Below are 21,602 nucleotides of genomic sequence, written 5' to 3'. Positions count from 1 at the left end.
GCTACGCACCTTCTGCGGACCAGTAGCGGATCGTATTTAATCCATAATTGGACACGCGAATTTTTGATTGTTTCAGTGCTTCCAGCGTCTGGGAGAAAAGCTCCTTCATCTTTAGGAGGTAGTATACTTTTAATGCGGTTAAATAAGCTTCTTCACTTTCCGGAAAACGTTCTAGGAATAGCCTGCTCACGTTCAATGCTTCATCCAAGTGCCCTAAATCGATTTCCGTATTTATTTTCTCCATGAACAGCGCTGGACTACATATCTCCGAATGAATGAGCTGATCGAGCAGCTTCACGTAAGTCAATCGATAAGTCAGTTGCATGCGGTTATCCATAAATCCGCTTACCATGTACTTCTTCACCGCTTGCGAGTAGGAGAGCAACACGTTAAGATCGCTGTTATTGTTTTCGTATTGCACCGACCACTTCTGAATGGAGAGCAACAATTTCCGCTTGATCTCGATAACGGCCGTTACGGCATAATGAGAGGTTTCCGTATCCTCGTTATTTACGGCTTGCTCAAGCATCGGAATATATTTCTCATCGATGTCTTCCTTCAACACGTCAAGTAGTATCCGCCTTCTGGTCGCAAGGTCGTTCACGACTAAAGCTTCTTCCAACGGAACCAAGTTCGTTTCCTTCGCAACGTCCGGCCTGCCTAAATACCGCCCCTCTTGCTCGAATCCGTTGATCAGCTCATGGAAGCGATTGTCCGGCAACTCAGTGCCCCTCGATACTAGACCGCGCAACAAGATTAAGAGCAAACCAATCATTGGTAAAAACAAACAAACCATGATTGTTAACATTGGGGCGCTTAACTTCCACTTCACGCAAATCACGATATAAACAGCCGATAGCGCATAATAGATTATCAGTGCTTGCTCAAGCATAGACTTGATCCTCGTCAATAATAGTAGCCATAATTCCGCGTTTGTTTAGCCGCTGGATGACGGAATCGGCCTCAACGGTATTCGAATTAGAGAGAAGGAGCACCAACCGCTCCTTGATAATGCCCAGCGAGTCCGATTCACGCAGATTTCCCGATATCTGATTGGCCAGCATAGTCACGCTTTGATTCGAGCTATCGATGTCCAAAAGCACAAAGTCCGTGTTGTATTGCTGCTTCGCGGAAATTCGGATCTGCAGCACCTGCTCGAAGAACGCCGGGGACAACACTCTGGTCTCGTCCACATACCTTTCGTTGCGGGTAGCCCCGACATATCGAAACGCCCGGGAGAGAGAGCCCGCTATCATATCGATAGTAACTTTGAACAAATTTTCGTAATGCATATTCAATTTATCAAAAGAAGGCTCATGCAAAGATACCAGAGCTACGACTTTACCTTCGTGGCAGATCGGTGCCGCCAGCATCGGCAAACTAAGGTCCATTGCTTTATTCACGAAGAGCTTGCCGCTGCTTACGACTTCTTGAAAGTGCGGATACTCCGACAACCGGATCGTCTTAGGAAGATTAAAGTTGACGGCGTTCGATTTAATCATCATCCGAAGAAAATCGGAATCGTTAACGGAATATACGGATATCTTGTCCGTTTCCATCAAATTCGAGAGTACGCTTACGGAAGAGATTACGATTTCCTCCGGCTCCATGCTCTCTAACGCTTTGATAATGCCGTGGATACGGCCGATGCTATCTTTGCTGTTTATTAAGCGGCGTTGAAGCTCTTCTTTTACCTTCTGGTTATCCGCATTGATTTTTTTGAGGAACACGTACTTCTCGTTGACCGCTAGAAGCTCGTTGCTAACTTGCGAATAATCTCGGCGGCTTTTGTCCGATACGAAACCTACGATCAGGCTGACGAACATGTACATGGCAATAACAAAGAGAGCCTCCGGATCATACAGAAGCGATATCCATTCCCGTCCATTCCCTAAACTAGAATAAAAATAAAGTCCAGTCGATAGAACGGCGGCTAGCACGGATTGTTTCGTTCCATAGAATATACCGAGCAGAATAATATAGATAATTTTGAAGTCTTCCATATCTTCATATTTGAGAACCGCAGGGCCATACAAGGATAATAGGGCGACGATTGCAAAAACGGCTAAGTTTTCAAAATAAGGCCGAAGACGAGGCCACCAGTTTATAGCCCCTTTCTCTTTTCTTTCCTTCGCCTCTTCCTTCTTTCCTTGCTTTTGCGCAATCGATTCCATAAACCATTCATATGTCTTCGTTAGACCATTTTGAATAGTGTAGATCGGCACCCAATCCAGGTCCCGTTTTACTCTCGTATTATCCAAGCTGGAACGATAGATGTCGCCAGGCCGGCTATCATGGTAGATCACTTTCCCGGGCTCTTGCAGATTGCCGATAATTTCGATAAGTTGATTAACGCTAGTCTCCGTATTGGTCGAAAGATTGTAGACGCCCGTTACTTCTTCGCTGTTAGCCCCCCTGTATATGCCATCGACAATGTCCTCGACGTAGATGAAGTCCCTAGTCTGTCGCCCGTCGCCATAGACGTTAAGCTCTTTGCCATCCCGAATCCGTTCCATGAATATAGAGACGACTCCGCCTTCGCCCTTGCTGCCTTGCCTGGGTCCATATACGTTGGAAAAACGGAAACATAAAGTTTGGAGCCCGTAGAGCTCCATCCATTTCGCGCAGTAATATTCACCGAGATATTTGTTAATGCCATAGGGGGAAACCGGGCTGCAAAGTAAGTCTTCTTTCAGGGATACTTCATCATAAGGGCCGTAAACGGCAGCAGAAGAAGCGAAAATAAATTTTTTGGCTTTTGTTTTATGCGCGCATCTTAAAATGTTGACTAGTCCGAGGATGTTGGATTGCGTATCCGCATGCGGTTTTTTCACAGAGGTTACCACATCTACTTGGGCAGCTAGATGAACGACAACATCCGGGGAAATACTTTGAAACACTTGTTCGCAATTCAGATCATGGGCGCTCATGTGGTAAAATTTATGAGGAATTGACACGTTTGATTTTTGACCGGATGACAAATTATCTATAATATAAATCTGATGCCCCTCTTTATAGAATCGTTCCGCCACGAATGAACCAATAAAACCGTAACCACCAGTAATGATTACATTCAATAATAACCCTCCAACTAAAAGTAATCATCCATGATTTTACAATCACATAATTCCATTGTATTCCTAACTGTCTAATTTTAGCAATTGCATAATTCGATTTTTAAACACAATTTTTACATATATTCAACAAAAACATGAACAAAAGTTTACATTTTGATAAGATAAAAACCATAGTAGTTAATTTTAGGTCATTATTCGACACCAAGAAAACACATTCGGATAGAGAGGATGAGGGATGCCTTATGTGGAACGTTTCCGCATTATTTAAGAGGATGAACATCACATTATTCGCTTTCATTACCTGTATGCTTCTATTCACGACCGATGCGTCCGCGTCCGCAGCCGCGCCAAACATCCCTCAAAACTATCGATTGCTCATCTATTATGGTACTCCTAGTGGAGTCAATGATTTATGGAATCCGGAGAAAGCCGCAAAAGTATTCAGCGAATACGATTATGTAGTGTTCGGAGATGGACTTGAGTTACCCGATGAAAACCAACATGAATCTACCGTTCAGGTCATTCAGAAGCTAATAGAACTAAAGCCGGATATCAAGATATTCGGTTATGTGGATCTTGGGGTTACCACTCAAAATTTGAAGATGGGGGAAATTAATAATAGAATCAATCTATGGAAGGCGACAGGCGCCAATGGCATTTTCTTGGATGATGCAGGTTATGATTACAAAGTCAGTCGAACGAGGCTCAACGAAGCCGTTCAATACATTCATAAGTTGAAGATGCCTGCTTTTATTAACGCGTGGCGCCCCGAAGACGTTATGAGCAGCGCCGTTCAGGCGGGCTATAACCCCAAAGGCGACAAAACGGCCCTCGGTGTCAACGATTATTATTTGCTGGAGGACATGCTGCAACCTACCGACATAACGAATCCTAATGATCCGAGCGTGTTTACGAAATCATTCCGCCAGAAGATGGACTTGGCCATCAAATACAGGAAAATACTCGGAGTAAAGTTGCTTTCGGTAAGCGTCATAGATTATGATTCATACTCCAGCAATGCCGTCCGTAAGTTTTTCCGCCTTAACGAGTCGACTGCCGGCGTTTTCTCGCTGGATGGCTACGGCGTCGCGCCTGTGCACTTTAGCGCCTCCAAGCCCCATTCCGACGTAGTCAGGAAATTTCCTTACATCGAGAACTATATGGATTACTATAACAAGGACGTCAAATACGTGGCCAAATACGATAACCGGGATTATTCCAATGGCATATTCCGGGTCCACTCCGTGCCGGGCAGCCACTTCTATCACTATCCGCTTAACGTGGAATACTGATCCTATACAAATACGGCTGTCTACTAAGTCGCAGTGACTTAATAGACAGCCGTTTTGATTAACCAGGCACGATAACATTGCCCCGCACCCTCTATTCGTAACCGGTTAAATACCTACGGTACTATACCCGTTATCCACATGAAGCACTTCGCCCGTAATGCCGCGAGCCCACGGGCTCATCAAGAACAAAGCGGTATCGCCGACATCGGAAGCTTCCGTGTTCCGGCGAAGGGGAGCCTTCTCCTCCACTTGCTTCAATATCGTATTGAAGCCCGCAATGCCTTTAGCTGCCAGCGTACGGATCGGACCGGCGGATATCGCATTGACGCGGATATCTTGCGGACCCAAATCGCTCGCCAAATAGCGAACCGAAGCTTCGAGTGCCGCCTTGGCAACGCCCATCACGTTATAATTAGGCAGCGAACGTTCCGCTCCCAGGTAGGTTAGAGTCACGATGCTGCCGCCTTCGGTCATCAACGGATGCAGCCTTTGGGCTACCGCCGTTAAAGAGTATACGCTAACGTCATGCGCCAGAGCGAATCCCGGACGTGACGTATCCACGTACAAACCGTCCAGCTCTTCCGACTTGGCGAATGCAATGCAGTGCGCAAGGCCGTGAAGCACGCCTACTTCTTCCTTCAAGCGAGCCGCTAACGTCTCGATATCCTCGTCGGAAGACACATTGCATTGCAAAGTCAGAGAACCTTCGATCGTGTTCGCGAGCTTCTTAACTCTCTCTTCTACCCGCTCGTTCTCGTATGTAAACACAAGACGCGCACCTTGGGAGGCAAGCGATTGGGCAATGGCCCAGGCGATGCTGCGCTCGTTGGCAACCCCCATGACCACGATGTTCTTTCCTTTCAATAATCCATTCATTACGTGGAAATCCCCCTCGTCACAAGTAAGGCTGCTATCGTGTCTCCAACCGTTGACACAACACCCTTCTTTGTCCAACGTAACTTATTTTTATAGCGAATGCAACAGCGAAATCGCTAGATTCGGACACGTTGTGGAGGCGTTTTCACTAGAGCCATTCCAAGCTTCCTCCGTCAATGACGCGAACAGGCTCTCCCGAAGCTTCCAGAGCTCGGAAATCATCCATTAGTTTCAGTAAAGCTCCATCTTTTTTCTTAGCTTCGATCATGACGTCAATTGCGGGCGTTGAACCTGCGATATTCGACAGAAACTTAAGCAAAGGCTCTATCTCGACATATTCGGCATGCCCGCGCGGATCGGACAAGCTCTTGGGACTCGATACATGAATTTTGGGCGGGAGGACTATCGGAGTATTCGCATGCTTAACATTCCAAGGGAATAGGCTCCAAGTTCGCAAAATTCTAGGCCATAGTTCCTCCATAAGCTCGTTTCCGGGATTCACGGCATGATGATGAATGTCCAACACCATCGGAACCTTCACTTCCTCCGCAATGCTGAGCGTCTCCTTGGCAGTGAATGTTTTATCGTCATTCTCCAATGTAATTCTGTCGCATATACGCTTCTCGATCGTTTGGAACTGGTCAATGAATCTGAGCGCCGACTTTTCCTTATCTCCGTAACTGCCGCCGACATGAATGTTATTTAGCGCCCGTTCGTCTAAGCCCATCGCTTCCAGTAAGCGCACATGGTAATTAAGATCTTTAACCGAGTTACGCAGTACTTCAGGCCGCGGAGTACTCAGCACCGTAAAATGATCGGGATGGAAGGACACCCGCATGTTATGCTCACGTATAAAAGCCCCGACTTCGGCGAACGCGTTCGCCAAAGCGGGGTATGGATCCCAATCCTGTAATTCCTCATGCGTGGCAAGCGGAATCAGCTTGGAGGTCATCCGGTATACTTGCACTCCCATATATCGGTTATGCTTCAACAGCCTCAACGTATTGTGCAAATTTTGTTCCGCCAGGCGTTCAAGGCGACGCAAGCCCCCCTCGCGGTCGGACAATTTCGAGAAACTTGCCATCGTCATCGTCTTGGATGGGGAGGCATCTTCCAGTTCAACCGACATTGCCACGTATCCTAGACGTACGATCATGTTTACTCAGCCCCCGGTGCGAATGCTTTAAGGGTATTAGGATTGCTCTCCGAAGAACATTTCATGTGCGAGCGCAGTTTGGACACGCGCTTCCTCTTCTGTCAGCCTGCGAACGAGCTCCATCTCCACTTGGGTCACTTCTTCGCCTTGAAAATTGATTTCCGCAATGGAAGCTACGATCCGTACGATAGCAACCGCTTGATTATCGGGCGTGTAGGCGATCACTTTCTGCCCCGTCGGAAATACGCGAAATTGCTTTTTTACCATTTTGCCACGGCCGTATTCAAGTAATTCGTACAGTTCCTGTTCGGACTTGAATTTGCATACCGAATTAAACTCCGTTTGAAAACCCACTAAAATTCCTCCTCTTATTTTACAAGGCATTGGCATGCCTATTGCTCACGCATCGCTTTGCGATTGAATAACGTTGTTCTGGAATCCATTATACCCCTCTGTCCATACTTAGGAAAAGGTGGATAGAGAAAGGAAGTCCCGGAAGGACGTTCCTTCATTATTGGTGGAGCCGATTTCTTATCGTTAATCCCATCTCGTTGTCCACACACTATGGTTTTCTCGAAGGTTACGGGCTTAAACCTCGCATCTATCCACATGTGTATAGATGCCGATAAATACACGATTTATATACGAATTGTCCCGAACATGTGAACAGCTTGTTGATGATTAACGTTTATGCTTTGTTTAAGAGGGGTTTACGACTCTATTTGGTGATATCCGTTCCGAATCGGCTAGTCCATTCTCTCGAATTGTGCGTAGCTTGTGCATGAATTGGGGATTGTGTGTATGAGCAGCCGTCGATCGAATCCGTTGTCCACATGTGCGTAACTGCTCCGATCTTGTTTCCGCTTCGGGTTTTCCACACGTGGTTTTCCACATTCACGTGGATTATTTTGTTCCTAGGCTGTGCATGTCGGCGATCTGGAGTCGTTACGACAATCTAATCTAGTGACAGTTACGTACAACTGGGTTATGATCATGCTAACGCGCGTGAAGCACACCGCCTCTGACCCACTTCCGGGATCGGGGCGGTTATTTTTATGCCCAAGGAGGGAATCGGTTGAATCGTTATGAGTCGGAATATCGCAGCTGGTTAAACAAACATATCGCTCAGAGCACCGGGGAACGACTACGCAGATTGAAAGAACGCCATGGTTTCGGTGAGAAACTTCTATTAGAACAAGCCTGGTGGCCCGTCGTCCAAAGTCTGGACGATCTGCATCCCGAATATGAATTTGTTGATCCGGATGGCAACTATTATTTTATGGATTACGCTTATCTTCGCCTGCCCAAACCTACGTGCCTGGAATCCGATAGCTTCAGCTCTCATGCGCGCGACGCCGATCGAGGCACATTCTCCCGAGGGCTAGATCGACAGAACGAGATCGTTCTAGCGGGATGGAACATTTTGCGCTTCTCCATCGACAAGTTGAAGGATAACCCGCAAGCATGCCAAAAGCACATCCGAAGGATGCTGCAAATTTGGTATGGTGAAGACGAATCAAATGCGCACGAGTTATCTCTATACCAACGAGAAATCATACGTCTAGCCACGCGTTCTGCAAATCCGATTACGGTAACCATGGTATGTCGTTGTCTGGGCAAAAAGAAGACGTTCGTGCGACACCAACTAATCGGGTTAGTGGAGAAAGGCATCATTGAGCCCGCTAGTGGTGACCTGCGAGTCAGTAGCTACCGTTTAAGCAAATAGTGCCGCCTCGCGTGCTTATTTCCGCCTAAGTCGACTCGGGGAGCACATTAGCGCCGCCTCGCGTGCTTATTTCCACCTGAGTCGGCTCGGTGTACACATTAGTGCCGCCTCGCGTGCTTATTTCCACCTGAGTCGGCTCGGTCATCACATTAATGCCGCCTCGCGTGCTTATTTCCACCTGAGTCGACTCGGTGTGCACATTAGCGCCGCCTCGCGTGCTTATTTCCTCCAAAGTTGGCTCCGGGAGCACATTAGCGCTGCCATACGTGCTTATTTCCACCTGAGTCGGCTCGGGGAACACATTAGCGCCGCCATACGTGCTTATTTCCTCCAAAGTCGGCTCGGTGTACACATTAGTGCCGCCGCACGCACCTAGCTCAGCTCCGCTAGCTTCGGCTTCGACTCATTGTCCGGTTGAGCGCAAAATAGCGGTGCTCAGCACCGCTATTTCTAAATTGAAGATCAATTTATTCCCAGCCGCCGTAATCGATCGATTGACGTTCCTCATGGCGTTCTAGAGCAAGTTGGATTAACGTGTCCAACAGCTCGCGGTAAGAAACTCCCGATTCTTTCCACATAAGCGGATACATGCTGAATGGCGTAAAGCCAGGAAGCGTATTTACTTCATTAATGAACAAAGCGCCATCGCTCCGACGCAGGAAGAAATCGGCACGGCATAACCCGGAACCGTCAATCGAACGGAAAGCTCGGATGGCCATGGCACGTACCGACTCGGTTACTTCCGGTGATATCTCTGCCGGAATGACCATTGCCGATTTGCCGTCAATATATTTAGCTTTATAATCGTAAAATTCGTTAGAGCTGCAAATTTCGCCAGGAACCGAAGCACGCGGATCGTCGTTCCCGAGCACGCTGACTTCGATCTCCCGCGCGTCGACGAACTCCTCAACGATGACCTTGCGATCATAACGCAATGCTTCTTCTATAGCCGCTACCAACTCCGCACGATCGCGTGCTTTGGACACCCCTACGCTGGAGCCCAAATTCGCCGGCTTCACGAAGCAGGGATATCCTAACTCTTCGACGTTCGCCAAGCACCGTTCTCGATTTTTTTTCCAATCAAAACGAATGAAATGACGATAGCCCACTTGAGGCAAGCCTTCCTGCGCGAACATCGTTTTCATCGCTACCTTGTCCATTCCGACGGAGGAAGCCAATACTCCCGCTCCCACATAAGGCAGACCCGCCATCTCGAACAACCCCTGGATCGTGCCGTCTTCTCCGAAAGTTCCGTGAAGAAGCGGAAGCATGACATCGATTGTTCTACCGTCGTTCACGGCCGATCCTTCGGCTAGCACCCTCTCCGACATGCCTTGCAGCACGGGCAACAGAGCTTTGCCGGAAATAGAAGCCGCTTCACTATCTTCTCCCTCGCCGTCCTTACCTTGGGTTGGCGCAAATTGCAATTCCGCCACCGCTGAAGGCGGAGCGCTTAGCAAAGCTCCGGATCTCCATTGTCCTTTAGGGGTAATATAAAAAGGAATAAGTTCGTATTTGTCATAATCGAACGCCTTCAATACGGCCAATGCGGTCTGCAGCGATACTTGATGCTCGCCCGATCGCCCGCCATACACGAGTCCGACTCTTATTTTGTTTTCCATAACGTCATTTACCTCCGGCTTCGTATGACATTACCGCTCACGGCACACTACTCCATCCAATCCGATCGAATCAAATAGGAAGAGCCGCCACGTAATCTCAAGTAGGTTCAAAACTCATCGGCGATGCGGTAAAAGTGATACCGGGTATTCTCCGTCCACGCGTACGAATCTTTGTAATCCCAAAACCGGTGGCGACTGCTGACCGTATTCGCGTTAACGAGCGGCATGCCTTCGGGTGTAAATGCGGTTACGATCGTATTGTGGCCAACGCGGCCATTGCCTTCCCAATCATAGCAGATGACATCTCCGAGCTTTAGCGCTTCCGGTCCGGAAACGGCTTCAGCCCGCAGCCCCCATGCGCGCGGATTTCCCATGTAATGTTTCAAACTGTTGGCTACGGCCCAACTGTAGCTCCACATTTCATCTTTGTTAGCGTAGCCCTTATACCACCAGCCCGATGGCCTTCTCCCAGTATAATTCATAGGCGCTCCGCCTGCAAAGAAACATTGAGACACATAGTTCGTGCAATTGACCTCGAAATTCTCGTAAGCGGCGTTCGGCTCGTTCCACCATCTTTCGGCATACGCGACCGCAGCTTCCCGCAAATAAGGTTTCCCTCTCCCCGAAATCGCGACTCCATAACCATACTCGATGTCAGGAGAGGACCCTGCATATACTCTCGATTTGAAACCGTACAGCGCTTGAGGGTTCATGTACGGCGCCGATGGGGTAAGAGCGCTTTTCCTCTCACCGTCCCATTGATCGTGCACATCATCTTCCTCTAACAAATATATATCCGCCGGTCTTTCCATAGCGATTGGCTTAATGGAAACGACTCTCCAGCTCTTACCAGCGCGCACGAAACGGATCCTCTCCTTCTCTACCCGTTCTTCCGTCCATGGCTGATTTCTTTGTTCCATGGAACGAACCAGGTGGATGGAAATATCCGCGACAACTTCGCCCCGCACAGCTTGGTGCCGCTCAATTCGTGCACGCATTTCGCTTCGTACCGGCTTGATCGCCCATTTTGCTTCCCGTGTTGCCGTTAACCGCAAACGTTGGGACAACCTCTCACGATGCTCCCGGTCCGAAATATCGCGCAGTTTACGCACATCCGTATGCAATGCGGCTTCATTAATCGTGCTAACGTACCCGAATAAGGCTTGTTTCCATTCATTATCTTCGCTGGGCATCGAGTATCCCTCCCATGACGATTCGCAGTCAGTCGGCTCCAGATTACGCCACTTCATCCTATGATCGATTTTTCCATTCCATGCCATTCCTCTGTAACGGATGAAAACCTAAGGTCGTGCGGCATTCTAATGAAATGAAAATTTGCGGTTTAGCCACGAATTGGACCCCGATATCCCTCAAAACCGCTTTACGGAGAAGAGACAACAGAGTATACTTAGGGCATAGAGTATTTTTGAAATCGCGTTTCACCAGATGAAACCCGACGATCACTAAACACTTTTTCTGGTGATCTGGAAATGCGACCTCACGAAATACGAATTTGATTAAGGATACGAATCTAGGAGGCTACACACTTGTCCAAATTACCTTATCAAGTACAGGAACAACTGCAGTCATCAGGTCAATCGTACCGTTACTACCGCTTGCAAGCATTGGAAGAGCAAGGCTTAGGCCCCGTGTCCAAGCTCCCGTTCTCCATTAAAGTATTGCTCGAGGCAGCGATCCGCCAATTCGACGGACGCGGCATTACGGAAGAGCACGTGAAACAATTGGCTAAGTGGACGCAAGGCCGCGAAGACAAAGAAATTCCGTTCATCCCTGCGCGTATCGTTCTGCAAGATTTCACGGGCGTTCCCGTCGTTGTCGACTTGGCAGCTATGCGCGAAACGGTTAAACAAGCCGGCGGCGATCCGAAGCAGATCAATCCGCTCGTTCCCGTCGATCTCGTTATCGACCACTCCGTCATGGTTGACGCGTTCGGTACTGCTGATGCGCTGCAATACAACATGGACGTTGAGTTCGAGCGTAACGAAGAGCGTTATCGCTTCCTTCGCTGGGCACAAACGGCATTCAACAACTTCCGTGCCGTTCCGCCGGCCACAGGTATCGTTCACCAAGTTAACTTGGAGTACCTGGCATCCGTTGCCGCAACGAAATCGAAAGACGGCGTAACCGAAGTTTATCCGGATTCCCTAGTGGGTACGGATTCCCATACGACGATGATCAACGGACTTGGCGTTGTCGGCTGGGGCGTAGGCGGTATCGAAGCCGAAGCAGGTATGCTCGGACAACCGCTTTACTTCGTCATGCCGGAAGTCGTTGGATTCAAACTAACCGGCAAGCTTGCTGAAGGCGCTACGGCGACTGACCTTGCTTTGACCGTTACCCAAATCCTGCGGAAAAAAGGCGTTGTCGGCAAGTTCGTGGAATTTTTCGGCTCCGGCTTGTCCAACATCAGCCTAGCTGACCGTGCAACCGTAGCGAATATGGCTCCTGAATACGGCGCGACGATCGGCTTCTTCCCAGTCGATAGCGAAACGTTGAACTACATGAGACTGACTGGCCGCGAAGAAAGCCAGATCGAGCTCGTTGAAGCTTACTATAAAGCGCAAGACATGTTCCGTACCGATGCAACTCCGGATCCGGTCTTCACCGAAGTTATGGAGCTAGACTTGTCCACGATCGTTCCTAGTTTGGCAGGCCCTAAGCGTCCTCAAGACCGCGTAGAGCTGACGGCTATGAAACAATCGTTCAACGAAAGCATTCGTACGCCGATCGAGAAAGGCGGCTTCGGCTTGACCGACGCCCAAATCGAGCAATCGGTTGACGTTAAGCATCCTAACGGTGCGCAAACCAAGCTTAGCACGGGGGCAGTTGTTATTGCCGCTATCACAAGCTGTACGAATACTTCCAACCCAAGCGTTATGATCGGCGCTGGCCTCGTCGCCAAGAAAGCCGTAGAACGCGGATTAACTAAGCCGGCTTACGTGAAGAGCTCCCTGACTCCAGGTTCTCTCGTCGTAACCGACTATCTGATCAATGCAGGCCTCTTACCATACCTTGAGAAGCTCGGCTTCTACGTAGCAGGTTATGGTTGCGCAACTTGTATCGGTAACTCCGGTCCGTTGCCGGACGAAGTCAGCACAGCGATCGCGGATAACGATCTGGCCGTTGCTGCCGTTATTTCCGGTAACCGTAACTTCGAAGGCCGCGTGCATGCGCAAGTTAAAGCGAACTACTTGGCATCTCCGCCGCTTGTTGTCGCTTACGCGCTAGCTGGAACGGTTAATATCGATCTTACGAATGATCCGATCGGATTCGACGCGAATAACCAACCGGTATACCTGAAAGACATTTGGCCAACCAACGAAGAAATTCAACAAGCGGTTGCCGCTTCGCTTACGCCGGCTATGTTCCGCGCCAAATACGAGAACGTATTTACGCAAAACGAACAATGGAACAAAATCCCTGTACCGGAAGGCGAGCTGTACGAGTGGGACGACAAATCCACTTACATCGCGAACCCGCCGTTCTTCAAGGATCTTGCTCCTGAAGCTGGCGACATCAACAACATCAAGGGCGCTCGCGTGCTTGCTCTCATGGGCGATTCCGTTACGACGGACCATATCTCCCCTGCCGGTAACATCAAAGCAGACAGCCCTGCAGGTAAATACTTGCTTGAGCACGGCGTGAAAAAAGAAGACTTCAACTCTTACGGTTCCCGTCGCGGACATCACGAAGTCATGATGAGAGGTACTTTCGCTAACATCCGCATCCGGAACCAAGTGGCTCCTGGCACTGAAGGCGGCGTAACGACTTATCTTCCGACTGAAGAAGTGATGTCTATCTACGACGCTTCGATGAAATATCAAGACAGCAACACGAATTTGATCGTTATCGCCGGTAAAGAATACGGTACCGGAAGCTCCCGCGACTGGGCGGCTAAAGGTACGTTCCTGTTAGGCGTAAAAGCGGTCATCGCGGAAAGCTTCGAGCGTATTCACCGTTCCAACCTCGTTGGCATGGGCGTGCTACCGTTGCAATTCCCTGCCGGACAAAGCTGGAAAACGCTCGGCATTACCGGACGCGAAACGTTCGAAATCAACGGCTTGTCCAACGACGTAACTCCTGGACAACTGGTTGACGTAACCGTTAAACGCGAAGATGGCACAACGTTCGATTTCCAAGCCATCGCTCGTCTGGATTCGTTGGTTGACGTAGACTACTACCGCAACAGCGGTATTCTGCAAACCGTGCTTCGTCAGATGATTGCCGCGCAATAAGCTCTGGATTACCCAAAGCCCTCCATCCTCGGATGGAGGGCTTTTTCAATTTTCTTCCCTCGTGCTTTGTTTCCAACAGCTCTCATACGTTATAATAGTTCCACACACTATGCGACACCGCATACCTGGAGGCTAGCCCGGATGAATACCGCTAAACCTAACAACAAACGCTGGATACGGCGCAACTGGCTGCCCCTCCTGATCGGATTTCTATTCCTCCTATTCGTGGTTGCTTACTTAAAGCCATGGCCCTATATGCTGTACGGACCCGGATCCGCGGAATCCGTCCATACTCGGGTAGAAACCGGCCACAAGCTTGAGGAGAAAGGCGCTCTGCTGTTCACGACCGTGTCCACCTACTCGAACCCCAATATTTTCGATATCATATATGCCCGGATCAATCCGAAAATGGAAGTAAAGTCCGTGGAGGCGGCCACCGGCGGCGCAACGAACATGAAAGCCTACCGCAACTTATTGGCTTGGATGCGCGATAGTTCGGAGGAGAATGCCCTTCTCGCCGCTTATACGGCGATGAATAAGCCTATCGATGTGAAGGAGAAGGGTGTTATCGTCTACGCCTTGTTGCCAGAATCGAAAGCACGGGAGAGCGGTTTGCAGGAAGGCGACATTATTACCCAAGTCGATAGCACGCCGATCAGTAACGCCAAAGAGCTATCAGGTTACTTAACGGGGAAAAAAGCCGGAGATAAAGTGACCGTATCTGGAACGAGGGGCGAAGAGAAGTTCGAAGCTACGGTTCCCCTAATTACGATGAACCCGGGGAGTAGAACCGGAATCGGTTTCCAGAACGAAACCGTCCTGAAAGTTACCCCTCCCGATCCGGTCAAATTCGATTTCGCGGATACCGGCGGACCTTCGGCCGGATTAATGATGACGCTTGAGATTATCGCCCAGCTCACCGGGGAAGATCTCACGAGAGGCTACCAGATCGCCGGTACCGGTACGATCAGCGCGGAAGGCGCTGTAGGACAGATCGGTGGCATTAATTACAAGCTCATAGCGGCGGACAGGGAGAAAGCGGATTACTTCTTAGTCCCCTACAACAAAAATGATCCGAGTAATTGGGTGCTCGCCGAGAAAACGGTCAAAGACCTGAAATTATCGCCGAAGCTCGTCCAAGTTTCCACGCTGAAAGAAGCCGTTGATTTCCTCAAGAAGCTGGAACCCAAGAAATAACGATCCATCAAGCCCTAGTTGGAGAAGCAGAACGCTTATTCTAGCTAGGGCTTTTTCCTTTTGACAGGTTTGTCGTTCGGTGGTAACATTTGGCGGCAGCTAATCTCATTCATAAGGCGGGTTATTTTACAGTGAAAAAACTACAGAGATGGACAATCGCTGTCGCGTTGGCAATATTCGTTCTCTTAAATTTGCAAGTTGTTCCCGGAGCGGCTGCCGATTCAAAAACGGCTTTTCAGCCCATTAGACTTTCGGAAATGAAAGACGGCCATAACCTATTCGATCCTTTATTCCAATTCGTCAAGGTTAACCTGCAACTAAGCAAAGAGGATGCATCTTATGTTACGAATCAATCGTTCTACGAGGTCGATCTAGGCAATTACCCGAAAGGGTATACGCGTCAGTTCATCGCGTTCGTATACAACAACGATTGGATAGAGCTCGTCCTCGTTACCACGAATGAAGATGCCTCTGACATCAAGCTGCTGGATCGGGCAGTGAGCAGTGACGAAGGAGAACTGTTTCTCGGCACCTTCAAGTTGGACTTTTCAACAGAAAAAAACCACATTCATGTGTGGAGCCAAGCTTCTTCCTCAGCCTTTGAATCAAACGTGGAGCTCGAATGGGCGGGAGATGCTTTTTACGTTGTGTCCCATGATTACGATGATCCTACCGAACGATATTTCAAGGTGAAGGAACGGCTTATTCAAACTAAAAATATTGAAGGCTTAATTGATCAATATAATCACGATGCTGTCTCCTACCCAGCTGCTTACGAGAGCTTCTATACGCTCTCCACACCTGCTTTGAAGCTCGCCCATCAGCAGGCTCTGCAAGTGCAAAAGAAAGACATAAAAACTGCGATCAGCTACCTGGAATACGGTCTCCATCAGTATGTAGGCGTAAACGACTATAAGAGCGGGAAGTTGCAAAAGTCCGATATTGTAGCGAGCCCTGCCGATAAAAGACAACTTAGTCTCGGCGCATACGTGGAAATTCTGAACGACTACGGATATTTTCTTTCTCTTGCCGGACGCAACAAGGAAGCGAAACCTATACTCGCTAACGTGATCAAGCTCGTTCCGACTCGTACCGTTGCTTACATCAACTTAGCCGATGTGGAATGGACGCTTGGGCAGAAATCCGCCGCCAAAGCCCATTACCAGCAATACTGGAAGCTGCTCGGCAGCAAAGCTTCAACCATCGCTCCTAAGCGCGTGAAAGATCGGATGAAATAACATAACAAGCCTAACGGACAACAAAGCCCTCGCGCGAACGCGAGGGCTTTAACTTATTTAGGGAAGACGACGACTAACGTCCGCTTCACGGAATCCAGCTTAGCTGTGCCGCCTAACTGCTTTGCAAGCCAATCGGCGGTTAACAACCAATCGTCCCCCTTCGCTAGCGTGGCGATTGGAAGTTTGACGGCTTTGCCGTTCACTGTTCCCTGAACGCTATTTCGCTTCAAGACAACTTTGTTTTTCCCGCGTGTGACCGTCGCGGTTTGTTTATTCTTGTCCCACGTCAGCTTCGCACCATAGGCTTTTACGGCTTGCGTAAGCGGCATTACAACCGTGCCCTGATTGAGCTCGGGCTCAACGGATAGCTTGACTGGCTTGCCGTTTACGCTAAGCTGGTAGCCCGCCTTGTCTATTGACGGCGAGTTTCCGAAACCGCCGATGGCGATTGGAGTGAACCGTTTCTCGGTAGTACCGTCACCCAGTTGACCGTTCGCGTTATATCCCCACGTCCATACGCTGCCATCTTTGCCGATCGCCGCGGAAGAGCCTCCCCGTCCATTGATCGCAGCGATCGCAGGCAAGCCATCTACTTTTCCCCAACTGTACCTCTCTTTAATGCCTGACAAGCCTAGCTGTCCCTGTGCATTATCTCCGTGCGTCCATACGGTACCGTCTGGCTTGAGAGCGAGGAAAGAAGGCTCCACGAATCTGAAAATCGTGCTCTGGATGTCTGAGAAGCCTTGCAATTCCTTCGTCGCCGTCGGTTTCAAATTCACCGGAATTTGTTTGATTGTCGCAGGATCCGTTGGATTCAAGCCTTTGGATTCCAATAAAGCTTGACCCCATTCCAGCACTTTACCGTCATTCAAATAGGCTATCGTCGTTCTGCCTGTCGTCTCTACGCGCAAGACGTTCGTGAGACCCTCTACATGAGCCGTTCCAAAAGAATCGCTTCGCTCGCCATTCCCCAACTGGCCGAACCCGTTAGAGCCCTGCATCTCAATCGTACCGTCCCCGCTCAATACCGAGAGCACGTAATCTGCTCCCGCTACGGATTTAACGTTAGAGAAAGATTCATTGCGGGATGGCGTCAGTTTCTTCTTCTCATGTTCCTCGCTCATGCCTGCATAGGGATTTCCCATTAAGGAATCTCCCCAGCTCCATAATGAGCCAGCCTGATCCCATGCGACGGTTCCCCTGCTCATTGCTCTTATTCCTACAATACCCGTTAATTGAGGAACCACTTGAGGCTTGTAAGCATTCCGGTCATCGGCAATCCGCTTCCCTCCGGTGTTATCCGGCGGCCCTAGTGCAGAATAAGTTCCATCCCCGAGTTCGCCTTCCAAGTTAGATCCCCACACCCATACAGTTCCGTCTTCCCGAAGCGCTGCCGTATAATAACTGCCGGCGTCTACGGCGATCACATGATCGATCCCGGTCACTTTAACGGGAGCTTGCGAGGCTGCAGTCCCTTTCCCTATTCCGAGTTGGCCGAAGGCATTATTTCCCCAAGACCATACCGTTCCGTCCTTTGCCGCCGCAACGCTATGATAGACTCCGAACGCAACGTCCACAATAGACTTGCTGTCGTCCGATGCCGCCGAAACGGACTTTATACCATGGCCCGTGAACGCTAGTATCCCTGCAAGTCCTAACACGCTGACCTGTTTCAACATTCTGCTCCAAACCTGGCTCACCCGCGTCTCCGCCTCTCCAATGTTATCATCTTTAGCCCAGAATCGTCCCCATGCGATGTGCCGCTTCGATAATAGCCGGGGCAAATTCATGCATCCGATCCGGTGTTAATCGATTGGAAGGACCCGACACAGATAGAGCCGCGACCAGCTTTCCTGATCGGTTGAAGATTGGCGCGGATACCGCGGCCGCTCCAGGTTCCCTTTCCTCGTAGCTCGTGGCATAACCTGCCGCGACGATATCGTCTAACTGCTTGCCGAATGCTCCGCGATCCAATTGGGCCGGCCAGGCCGGGTCAGCCATCACAAGGCCTCTGATACCCGGATCCGCGAATGCCAACAGCACTTTGCTGGAGGCTCCGACGGATAACGGCAAACGCGCCCCTACCGTCGCCACGCGGCGAATCGCCTGCATGCTTTGCACCGCTTGGATTCTCACCCGTTCAGCTCGATCTCTTACGTACAGACTGATCGTCTCGCTTAATTGGTCCCTTAATCGCTCCATTTCCGGAAGCAGGACGACGGAAGGATCGTCCGAGCGCGACAAGTTAGCGGACAGCTCTAGCACGCTTAGGCCTAATCGGTACTTGTCCGTTGTATGAACGCGCGTGACGAAGCCTTTATCCTCCAAAGTCGCGAGCAATCGAAACACGGTGCTTTTATGTAAACCAACGCGGCCGGCGATTTCCGTTAAACCCCATTCCTGTCCCGAGGCAAAACAAAGAAGAACATCCAATGCTCTTTCCACTGCGCGAACCGTTCGTTTTTCTTCTTCCACTAGCGTTTCCCTCCCATAACTTTTGTTTCATCCAGTGAAACCATGTTACACACAGTATAACTCAAACGAGAGTTTGCGTAAATGTTGGAAGCGCTTTATTACAATTTGATTACGTACGATTTACAAGTCGCGCAGGCTCATTGACGCTATAGGTCCCTCAATCTACGATGATAGTACTAGTGTTCTAGAGTGCTTACATGAAGCGAGGCGATCCCCTATGACAACCATGTCGACGCCCCTACCTTTAGTTGGTTCGGGAACAGCTATTCCGGCGCCGGTCCATCCCTCTGAACGCACTCGGATCCAGAAGCTTGGAAGGGTTTCCCTCCATCTGAGCTATGTCGTTTTTAGTATCCTTCTCCTTCTATTCGTCGCTTTCCATGCTTATGTAGCTTGGGCGCTCTCCCATCCACCCGTCGCCGCTCTCGCTTCGAACCCTATGCTCGCCAAAAACCTCGCCTATTCGGAGGTTACCTTCGCAAGCGCGGATAATCGAATTCAAGTGGATGGCTGGTGGATTCCCGCCGAGTCGAGCCAACGTACGGTCGTACTAAGCCATGGGTATGGCGCTAATCGCGAAGAAACCTGGGTACCTATGTATGATCTGGCTGATCTTCTGCATGGAATGAAGTATAACGTCCTTATGTTCGATTACGGATTTGCCAGCAAGTCGCATCCTGCCCCAGCTACAGGCGGCAAGATCGAATCGCAGCAACTCCTCGGAGCCATCCAATTTGCACGAGCGCAAGGAACCCAAGAGCTGGTCGTTTGGGGCTTCTCCATGGGAGCCGGAACTGCGTTGCAAGCCGCTCTGCTAAGCGCACCCGTCGATGCCATGATTCTGGATAGCACCTTTCTTCCTGACGACGATACGCTTTATTTCAATATTAAACATTATGCTGATCTGCCTAGATATCCATCTTTATCGCTTATCCGCCAATTTTTCCCGATGATGAGCGGTGCCCGGCTGGAACAACTCCCTTCCGCGGAGGTACAGTCAACGGCATACGATTTCCCGATTTTCCTGATCCATGGCACTGCGGATGACAAAGCCCCTACGTATTTGTCCGAGAATGTCGCCAAAGCGCAGACGAATGCTCTATCCCGGCTATGGATCGTTCCCGACGCCATCCATGAAATGATCTACCGTACTCATACGCAAGAATACGTCCAACGTGCGACAGCGTTCTTGGATAACGTGCATTCGGATGTATTAGCCAAGCTGGCCACTCCTGCGGAAGACAAAGCGGGATCCGTTATAGCGGTGCAATTAAAGGGATCCGCATAAGCTTCAATTAATATGGCATGAAACAACCCTCCTCCCGCATACGCTTTGTACGAAGTTTACTTCGACAATCGCGATCATGGGGAGGTTCTTTATGTCATCCGTTTATGGCAATATTATGCCCCTTCAACTGTTAGAAGAAATCGGCTATTGGAAAGCGCAGGAATCGGAGCATGCAAACATGCTACGATCAATCGTTCCAACACTGGAGCCCCCTTACGTTCAATGGCTGACAGATTGGGAGAAAGTATTCCAGACCACCCGGGAATACGCGCAGCAAAACAAAACGCTTCTGGAAGAGGAGCCATCCCGCGCTTTAACGCCGGAGTGGTCGAACTTGGTACCCACGCTGTTGGAAGAATCGCTCGAGCAGTCCAGAGAGTTCAGCCGTCAACTGCAGATGCTTCCCGAACATAGTCTCGCGCTATCGGGCATGCAGAACCGCGAGCTCTCGCTCGCCTATATTAACCGTCAGACGGAATACTCCGCAGGCATTATGGGGCAGCTCGTGAGAGCCGGCGCTATCCACTTGACCCAATCGCAACCGCAAGGAGCGAACGAAGATAGTCCGGAGGGCTTTGCCGGGCCGGAGCCCGCAGACGGTGCTTTAAAGCTGCAACCGCAATCCGCCCATAACGGAAACGACGAGAGCCGCCCGGGGGTTTCTTGGTCCGATCCGACTGGAGATGGCGTTGCCGCTCCGTCGACAACCGGGAATCCCGTTCCGATCGGAGGGCATAGGCTGCCTCCGCTTCCTTACTCTTATAAAGCGTTAGAACCCTATATCGACGAGAAAACGATGAGAATCCATCACGATAAACATCATCAAAGTTACGTCGACGGGTTGAACAAAGCCGAGAAGAAGCTGGAAGAAGCGCGGAGTACAGGCGACTTCGATTTGGTGAAACACTGGGAAAGAGAGCTTGCCTTTAACGGTGCGGGACATTACTTGCATACGTTGTTCTGGGACGTCATGTCACCCCGGGGTGGAGGCAAACCAACGGGTCCGCTATTGGACGAAATCAACAGAAGCTTCGGCAGTTACGACGCGTTCAAGAAGCAGTTCACGGAAGCCGCCAACAAGGTCGAAGGCGGAGGCTGGGCCATTCTAGTATGGAGTCCCCGCAGCCATCGGCTGGAGCTCTTGACCGCGGAGAAGCATCAGAATCTGTCGCAGTGGGACGTTATTCCCCTGCTGCCTCTGGACGTCTGGGAGCATGCTTACTACTTGAAGCATCAGAATGACCGCGCAGCCTACATCAATGACTGGTGGAATGTCGTCAATTGGCCCTATGTGGCCGAGCGATACGCCAAAGCGAAGACCATTCAATGGGTTCCTTATTAAGTACGAAACAACAAAAAGTGCTGGTACAGGGTTCCTACCCCATACCAACACTTTTTT

Annotated in this window: 17 protein-coding genes; 7 read left to right on the top strand and 10 right to left on the bottom strand. The window is 49.9% G+C overall.

Features of this window, described 5'->3' with window-relative positions; translation table 11 throughout:
* Window position 1 precedes the first annotated feature (1 nt).
* Window positions 2-892 carry a hypothetical protein gene (locus tag L3D05_RS18810; protein ID WP_239617862.1) on the bottom strand — a complete coding sequence of 297 codons (891 nt, stop codon included), beginning with the start codon at window positions 890-892 and terminating at the stop codon, window positions 2-4.
* Window positions 885-3,077 carry an NAD-dependent epimerase/dehydratase family protein gene (locus L3D05_RS18805; RefSeq protein ID WP_239617861.1) on the bottom strand — a complete coding sequence of 731 codons (2,193 nt, stop codon included), beginning with the start codon at window positions 3,075-3,077 and terminating at the stop codon, window positions 885-887. Before L3D05_RS18805 ends, L3D05_RS18810 begins: the two co-directional genes overlap by 8 nt.
* Window positions 3,078-3,319: 242 nt before the next feature.
* Between L3D05_RS18805 and L3D05_RS18800 the strand changes: the two genes are divergently transcribed.
* On the top strand, window positions 3,320-4,369 hold the full coding sequence (locus L3D05_RS18800; RefSeq protein WP_239617860.1) for a hypothetical protein: 1,050 nt from the start codon (window positions 3,320-3,322) through the stop codon (window positions 4,367-4,369).
* Between the two features lie 105 nt (window positions 4,370-4,474).
* On the opposite strand, the gene fabI is transcribed toward L3D05_RS18800, so the two are convergent.
* The 3 genes from fabI to L3D05_RS18785 all read right to left on the bottom strand — a co-directional run bounded on the left by fabI (window position 4,475) and on the right by L3D05_RS18785 (window position 6,755).
* On the bottom strand, window positions 4,475-5,245 hold the full coding sequence (gene fabI / locus L3D05_RS18795; protein WP_182302739.1) for an enoyl-ACP reductase FabI: 771 nt from the start codon (window positions 5,243-5,245) through the stop codon (window positions 4,475-4,477).
* Window positions 5,246-5,393: 148 nt separating this feature from the next.
* On the bottom strand, window positions 5,394-6,401 hold the full coding sequence (gene uvsE, locus L3D05_RS18790) for a UV DNA damage repair endonuclease UvsE (RefSeq protein WP_239617859.1): 1,008 nt from the start codon (window positions 6,399-6,401) through the stop codon (window positions 5,394-5,396).
* 36 nt (window positions 6,402-6,437) lie between these two features.
* Window positions 6,438-6,755, bottom strand: a complete 318-nt coding sequence (locus L3D05_RS18785; RefSeq protein ID WP_239617858.1) for a hypothetical protein — start codon at window positions 6,753-6,755, stop codon at window positions 6,438-6,440.
* Window positions 6,756-7,476: 721 nt separating this feature from the next.
* Here L3D05_RS18785 and L3D05_RS18780 point away from each other — a divergent pair.
* Window positions 7,477-8,127 (top strand): putative endonuclease domain-containing protein, encoded by a 651-nt coding sequence (locus L3D05_RS18780; protein WP_239617857.1) that lies wholly within the window; start codon window positions 7,477-7,479, stop codon window positions 8,125-8,127.
* Between the two features lie 25 nt (window positions 8,128-8,152).
* Here the strand turns inward: L3D05_RS18780 and L3D05_RS18775 are convergent, their stop codons facing one another.
* From L3D05_RS18775 to L3D05_RS18765, 3 genes are all read right to left on the bottom strand, one after another.
* Window positions 8,153-8,479: a hypothetical protein gene (locus L3D05_RS18775; protein WP_239617856.1), complete on the bottom strand. Its 327-nt coding sequence runs from the start codon at window positions 8,477-8,479 to the stop codon at window positions 8,153-8,155.
* 115 nt (window positions 8,480-8,594) lie between these two features.
* The gene (locus tag L3D05_RS18770) at window positions 8,595-9,749 is read right to left on the bottom strand and encodes a D-alanine--D-alanine ligase (RefSeq protein ID WP_239617855.1); all 1,155 of its coding nucleotides are present in this window, start codon (window positions 9,747-9,749) and stop codon (window positions 8,595-8,597) included.
* A gap of 107 nt (window positions 9,750-9,856) precedes the next feature.
* Window positions 9,857-10,942: an amidase domain-containing protein gene (locus L3D05_RS18765; protein ID WP_239617854.1), complete on the bottom strand. Its 1,086-nt coding sequence runs from the start codon at window positions 10,940-10,942 to the stop codon at window positions 9,857-9,859.
* Window positions 10,943-11,296: 354 nt separating this feature from the next.
* On the opposite strand from L3D05_RS18765, the gene acnA reads away from it, so the two are divergent.
* From acnA to L3D05_RS18750, 3 genes are all read left to right on the top strand, one after another.
* Window positions 11,297-14,005: an aconitate hydratase AcnA gene (acnA, locus tag L3D05_RS18760; protein WP_239617853.1), complete on the top strand. Its 2,709-nt coding sequence runs from the start codon at window positions 11,297-11,299 to the stop codon at window positions 14,003-14,005.
* A 141-nt stretch (window positions 14,006-14,146) separates the two neighbouring features.
* Window positions 14,147-15,202 (top strand): YlbL family protein, encoded by a 1,056-nt coding sequence (locus tag L3D05_RS18755; RefSeq protein WP_239617852.1) that lies wholly within the window; start codon window positions 14,147-14,149, stop codon window positions 15,200-15,202.
* Window positions 15,203-15,333: 131 nt separating this feature from the next.
* Window positions 15,334-16,440, top strand: coding sequence for a tetratricopeptide repeat protein (locus L3D05_RS18750; RefSeq protein ID WP_239617851.1), 1,107 nt, complete (start codon window positions 15,334-15,336; stop codon window positions 16,438-16,440).
* A gap of 53 nt (window positions 16,441-16,493) precedes the next feature.
* Here the strand turns inward: L3D05_RS18750 and L3D05_RS18745 are convergent, their stop codons facing one another.
* Together L3D05_RS18745 and L3D05_RS18740 are read right to left on the bottom strand one after the other, a co-directional pair.
* Window positions 16,494-18,140 carry a stalk domain-containing protein gene (locus L3D05_RS18745; RefSeq protein WP_239617850.1) on the bottom strand — a complete coding sequence of 549 codons (1,647 nt, stop codon included), beginning with the start codon at window positions 18,138-18,140 and terminating at the stop codon, window positions 16,494-16,496.
* Window positions 18,141-18,171: 31 nt separating this feature from the next.
* Entirely contained in the window at window positions 18,172-18,915 is a 744-nt protein-coding gene (locus tag L3D05_RS18740) for an IclR family transcriptional regulator (RefSeq protein ID WP_239617849.1), read from the bottom strand.
* 217 nt (window positions 18,916-19,132) lie between these two features.
* Between L3D05_RS18740 and L3D05_RS18735 the strand changes: the two genes are divergently transcribed.
* Complete coding sequence (locus L3D05_RS18735) at window positions 19,133-20,203, top strand: alpha/beta hydrolase (protein ID WP_239617848.1); 1,071 nt, start codon at window positions 19,133-19,135, stop codon at window positions 20,201-20,203.
* A gap of 91 nt (window positions 20,204-20,294) precedes the next feature.
* The gene (locus L3D05_RS18730) at window positions 20,295-21,545 is read left to right on the top strand and encodes a Fe-Mn family superoxide dismutase (protein ID WP_239617847.1); all 1,251 of its coding nucleotides are present in this window, start codon (window positions 20,295-20,297) and stop codon (window positions 21,543-21,545) included.
* Window positions 21,546-21,602 lie beyond the last annotated feature (57 nt).

The organism is Cohnella mopanensis (assembly GCF_022352055.1).
GTDB lineage: Bacteria > Bacillota > Bacilli > Paenibacillales > Paenibacillaceae > Cohnella > Cohnella mopanensis.
The sequence above is the reverse complement of the archived record's forward strand: the minus strand, read 5'-3'. Positions and strand labels throughout refer to the sequence as shown.